Genomic DNA, 2,975 nt, shown 5'->3' with positions numbered 1-2,975 from the left:
TGATGGGGAGTAGGAGAGTAGAGAAATTTTTCTACCTTTTTCCCTTATTCTCTAACTGAATCTCCTGACTTCACAACTCCTGTACATCGCCCTACCTACGGCGGCCTTAATAAAAAATCAAATCAACTGTCGCACTCTTATTTATCAATTCTTTCTCCCTACTCCCTACTTCCTTTTTTCTAGATGTCTAATGGGTTCTATACAAAAAAAACTCGTAAACAAAGTTAAAAATAATTCAACATGAGCACCCAAATAGAATTTAGCTTTTCTGACCTAATAGCAGGATATGTTACCAAATACGACTCAGAAACAGATATTTTTGGTATCAAAACAACAGACGGCAGAGAATTTAAAGCCAGACTAAGTCCGATTTCTTACGCCAAACTCGTACAAAACTTAGATGAAGCATACCCAGATGCTACAGGTTCTATGCGGTCAATGTTAGTACCTGGTCGGTATATATTCACTTATGGAGTCTTCTACCCAGATAGTCCCATATTTGAAGCCAAACAAATTATATTTGTCGGTCGCCAAGCAGAGGACTACGTTTTTGAGAAACCAAACTGGTGGGTAGACCAGGTGCGTTCCCTTGCTAATTTTTATGTCAAAGCTCAGTTTGGCGACGAAGAAATTGACTACCGCAACTATCGCACAACCCTAAGTCTATCCGGTGCAAAATCTCAGGTAAACTTCTCTCAAGAAACTGATACTATTTCCCGGATGGTTTACGGGATGGCGACTGCCTACATGATGACTGGGGAAGAAACTTTTCTAGAAGCAGCAGAAAAAGGTACCGAATATCTGCGAGACCACATGAGGTTTGTAGACCTAGACGAAGGAATTGTCTATTGGTATCACGGTATTGATGTACAAGGAGAGCGGGAACAAAAAATCTTCGCTTCAGAATTCGGCGATGACTACGATGCTATTCCTGCTTACGAACAAATTTACGCCCTTGCAGGTCCATTACAAACATATCGACTCAATGGCGACCCTCGGATCATGGACGATACCGAGAAAACCATCAAACTATTCAACGACTTCTACCTGGATAAGAGCGATCGCGGCGGTTATTACTCTCACCTAGACCCCATAACTCTAGACCCCCTCAGCGAATCATTAGGACGGAACAAAGGTACCAAAAACTGGAACTCAGTGGGAGACCATGCACCAGCATATTTAATTAATCTGTGGTTAGCAACAGAAAAACCAGAATATGCTGATATGCTCGAATATACCTTTGACACTATTGAAAAGCGGTTCCCAGACTACGAGAACTCTCCCTTTGTCAATGAAAAATTCTTTGAAGACTGGAGTCCAGACCATACTTGGGGATGGCAGCAAAACCGGGCAGTAGTTGGTCACAATATGAAAATTGCCTGGAATTTGATGCGGATGAATAGTCTCAAAGCCAAAGATTCTTATGTCGATTTGGCCAAGAAAATTGCCGATCTTATGCCAGCAGTGGGCAGCGACCAACAACGGGGTGGTTGGTATGATGTAGTTGAAAGAGTATTAGATAAAGACGAAAAAATCCATCGTTTTGTTTGGCACGACCGCAAAGCTTGGTGGCAGCAAGAACAGTCTATTCTAGCTTATTATATTCTCGCCGGAATTCTCAAAGAGCCAGAATATCATCGTTTAGCGCGGGAAGCTGCTGCTTTTTACAATGCTTGGTTCCTGGATACAGAAGATGGTGGGGTTTATTTCAATGTTCTTGCTAATGGTATTCCTTTCTTGGCAAGTGGTAACGAACGAGGTAAGGGGTCTCACTCCATGAGTGGTTATCACTCTACAGAGCTATGTTTCCTTTCTGCTGTTTATACTAATCTCCTGGTTAACAAGCAGCCAATGGATTTTTATTTTAAACCTATTCCTGGTGGTTTCCCCGATAATATCCTGCGGGTGTCGCCAGATATTCTGCCTCCAGGTAGTATTAAAATTGGCTCTGTAGAAATTGATGGCAAACCCTACAGTGATTTTGATACTGAGAAACTGAGTGTCAAGTTGCCTGATATTAAAGAAAGGGTGAAAGTTAAGGTAAATATTGTACCTACCTGAGTGGGTGGTGGTGCATAGTCATGGCAAAGGAAACACCGGGAATTTAGGGAGATGGGGAGTGTGGGGAGCACCGAGAGTGTGGGAGAAAAAAATATATATCCTCACCATTACCATCCAGGACCACCCCTGAGCGGGTTGAAAGCAAAAAGTTCAGATAATACCTTAGATGTATCTATGGGGGTGGTGGTGCATTGTCATGGTCGTGCATTGTAATTATTTTTGTTACGATATACGGTAGTGGGAGCATCTTGCTCCTTTATATCATGTCCGGATAATTGGCGTTGCACAGCGACGAATGATTTGAGATTTTTGATTGAATTGGATTGTGGATTAATCAATTGCCAGAATGATTAATTAATGGTTATTTTTAGTCAAAGTCTAAACTAATTTTTGGCAATATCATTCCATAATGTGCAACCCCGGATAATTAGTGATGAAAAAAATTATCCTTTCACTTGTAGGGCAAATCTCTTTTTTCTTCTTCTGTTGGTCAACATTCCCTCTCTTGGTCAGCATTCCCTTGCGACTGTCGTCGTCGCGGGGTCGCACTGCTACTCCCTACTCATATCATGTCCGGTAGCATCGGAGCGTGTATAAAATTAAGGTGACAATAGGATCAAACCTTCTGCCTCCTGCCTCCAGCATAGCTGCCTTCCTTCCAGCAAAGTCTAATTATTCAACCGGACATAATATCACTTATTTATATATTCAACCGGACATAATATTACTCGCGGGCAGGATGCCCACACTAGGCATTGCTTGTTCCTATTTACCATTACGCCAGCAGGACTACCTTTATGGGTTTAATATCATGTTCGGACGGGTCAGTTAGAAATAAAATTTAAGAACTGACAGTACCGACAGTACCTAAAGAAATACTGAAATTATCTTTACTTTCCTCCTTTCTTCCCTCA

The 2,975-nt window shown here is 41.8% G+C and carries 2 protein-coding genes; both read left to right on the top strand.

Features of this window, described 5'->3' with window-relative positions; translation table 11 throughout:
- The first annotated feature begins 240 nt into the window (after positions 1-240).
- Positions 241-2,061, top strand: a complete 1,821-nt coding sequence (locus F6K13_RS26335) for an AGE family epimerase/isomerase (protein ID WP_124144745.1) — start codon at positions 241-243, stop codon at positions 2,059-2,061.
- Positions 2,062-2,121: 60 nt separating this feature from the next.
- Positions 2,122-2,274 carry a hypothetical protein gene (locus tag F6K13_RS26330; RefSeq protein ID WP_161564489.1) on the top strand — a complete coding sequence of 51 codons (153 nt, stop codon included), beginning with the start codon at positions 2,122-2,124 and terminating at the stop codon, positions 2,272-2,274.
- Positions 2,275-2,975 lie beyond the last annotated feature (701 nt).

The organism is Okeania sp. SIO2B9 (assembly GCF_010672505.1).
Classification (GTDB): Bacteria; Cyanobacteriota; Cyanobacteriia; order Cyanobacteriales; family Microcoleaceae; genus Okeania; species Okeania hirsuta.
Note: the sequence above shows the minus strand (reverse complement) of the source record. Positions and strands in the feature narration are given on the sequence as shown.

Excerpts from the sequence above, each read along its gene's own strand:
- F6K13_RS26335 (WP_124144745.1), top strand. The coding sequence starts at position 241 with ATGAGCACCCAAATAGAATTTAGCTTTTCTGACCTAATAGCAGGATAT.